Source organism: Pseudorhodobacter sp. (assembly GCF_030452865.1).
Classification (GTDB): Bacteria; Pseudomonadota; Alphaproteobacteria; order Rhodobacterales; family Rhodobacteraceae; genus Pseudorhodobacter.
In genome coordinates, this window is sequence record NZ_JAKDLJ010000550.1 from 1 (window position 1) to 1,858 (window position 1,858).

Sequence of the window (1,858 nt, forward strand, 5' to 3'; positions counted from 1 at the left end):
GCTGCCTGTGCCGGTGTCGCAGATGGTTTCAGGTGTAATCGGCCCGGCTGAGGCTGTATTTCGCCATCTTCTCATTCAGGGTTCGGCGCGGCAGGCAGAGTTCCTCCATCACCGCGACGATTGAGCCCTTGTGGCGGCGCATGGTGTTGTCGATCAACATGCGTTCAAAGGCTTCGACGTAATCCTTCAGCGGTTTGCCTTCGGTCGTCAGTGCCGGGCCTGTCGCCTCGTTATCCGCCATCAGCAAGGAGGCGATGGAACCAGATCCGCGGCGGTTTTGCAACACGGCGCGTTCGGCGATATTGACCAGTTGGCGCACATTGCCCGGCCATGGCGCTTGCAGCAGTTGCGCCGCTTCCTGTGCGGCGACCTGTGGCGCGTCGCAACCGTATTCATCGGCAAATTGTTCGGACAGCCGGGTGAACAGCGTCAGGATATCTTCGCCGCGCGCGCGCAGTGGCGGGCACAGGATGGTCAACGCACCCAAGCGGTAGAACAGATCCGGGCGCAGGATGTCTTCCAGCGTTTTATCCGGCGCATGTTCGTTCACAATGGCGATGATGCGGGTTTCGGGCGGGCTGCCTTGTTCGTTGATCATGGTCAGCAGCCGCGATTGCAACCCGTGGCTCAGACTTTCGATATCCTCAAGGCAAAGCGTGCCGCCGCGCGCCTCCTCCACCAGCGGGGCGCCGCCATCTTCCATCGGGCCGAAAAGCCGCGCGGCGAGTTGATCTTCGGACCAGGCAGCGCAGGAGATGGTGACGAATTTCTTTGACGCGCGCGGCCCCACCGCATGCAGCGCGTGGGCGACAAGGGTTTTGCCGGTGCCGGTTTCGCCGTCGATCAGCACATGGCCGTCTGCCTGACCGAGATCGAGGATATCCTCGCGCAACCGTTCCATTTCCGCCGAGGAACCGATCAGCTTTTGCATCAGGATCGTTCCGTCGGAGAGTTCGCGGCGCAGCGCACGGCTGTCCAGTGTCAGGCGGCGGTTTTGGGTGGCCTTTTTGGTCAGTTCCGTCATCCGTTCGGGGTTGAACGGCTTTTCCAGAAAATCGAAAGCCCCAATGCGCATCGCCTCCACCGCCATCGGCACATCGCCGTGCCCGGTGATCATGATGACCGGCAAGCCGCCATCAAGGCTCATCAATCGTTTCAGGAAGGCCATCCCATCCATCCCCGGCATCCGGATATCGGAGACGACAACTCCGGGATAATCGGCACCGATGCTTTTCAACGCCTCCTCCGCCGAAGCGTAGGTTTCCGTCTCAAACCCGGACAGCGCCAGCCATTGGCTGATTGATTGCCGCATATCGGCTTCGTCATCGACGATCGCGACTTTCATTGCTCGTGCCATTCTTTACTCCGCTGCTGCAAGTTCTGTGCCTAATATGGGAAGCTGTACTTCGAATACAGCCCCCTGCGTATCACCATTGCGGGCCAGAAGCCGGCCACCGAGGTCGGTAACAATACCCGAGGAAATCGCGAGCCCGAGGCCGACCCCTTCCCCCGGTTTCTTGGTCGTGTAGAAGGGTTCGAACAGGTCTTCAAGGTTGTCGATGCCGTGGCCGTTGTCGCGCACCGTCAGATGGACCGAGTGGTCGACCGCAACCGCAAGGTCAATATGCGGGTCTTTCACATCCTTGGTCGCATCCAGCGCGTTGCGCAGCAGGTTGATGATCACCTGTTCCAGCCGCAACCGATCCGCCATCACCATCACCGGATTGCGTGGCAGGTTGCGCGTGATCTGCACCACGCGGGTTTTCAACTGCGGCTCCATCATCGACAGCGCCGAGGACAGACAGGCGCGCACGTCCACGGGTTCAAACGCTTCCCCGCCCTTGCGGGCATAGGATTT

General features: G+C 60.5%; 2 protein-coding genes. Both read right to left on the bottom strand.

Annotated features, from left to right (window positions below; translation table 11 throughout):
* Positions 1-28: 28 nt before the first annotated feature.
* Entirely contained in the window at positions 29-1,357 is a 1,329-nt protein-coding gene (locus tag L0H65_RS19295; protein ID WP_301460808.1) for a sigma-54 dependent transcriptional regulator, read from the bottom strand.
* A gap of 3 nt (positions 1,358-1,360) precedes the next feature.
* A partial coding sequence (locus L0H65_RS19300) for a sensor histidine kinase (protein ID WP_301460809.1) occupies positions 1,361-1,858 on the bottom strand: 498 nt, incomplete at its 5' end.

What these genes read in the sequence shown, in the direction of transcription:
- L0H65_RS19295 (WP_301460808.1), bottom strand. Translation starts at nt 1,357, where the DNA reads ATGGCACGAGCAATGAAAGTCGCGATCGTCGATGACGAAGCCGATATG.